This is a genomic window from Onishia niordana (genome assembly GCF_004798965.1).
GTDB classification, from domain to species: domain Bacteria; phylum Pseudomonadota; class Gammaproteobacteria; order Pseudomonadales; family Halomonadaceae; genus Onishia; species Onishia niordana.
The window spans coordinates 1-255 of record NZ_SDSD01000123.1 but is presented as its reverse complement, the minus strand read 5'-3'; the positions used below and the strand labels follow the sequence as shown (position 1 = coordinate 255).

Annotated in this window: 1 protein-coding gene; it reads left to right on the top strand. The window is 44.7% G+C overall.

The window, feature by feature from the left end:
* Window positions 1-255, top strand: a 255-nt coding sequence (locus tag ETC27_RS18180) for an NAD(P)/FAD-dependent oxidoreductase (RefSeq protein ID WP_240724969.1), incomplete at both ends; no start/stop codon positions are given.

The following is a 255-nucleotide window of genomic DNA, read 5'->3' as shown; positions in this document are numbered from 1 at the left end:
TTTGGACTACAGGTGTTCAAGGGAATACAGCAGCACAGACTAATCTGAACGAAACAGAACGTGGCCATCGTCTCCAAGCCAATGAATTTATGGAAGCAGTTGGTTTTGAAGATAAAGGTATCTATGTAGCCGGAGATGTATCAGGTTATATCGAACCTGATACAGGTCGTCCAACACCACAAATCGTTGAAGCGGCAGAGCAAACAGCGCACACAGCAGCTTCAAATATCATCGCAGATATTAACGGTGGAAGCA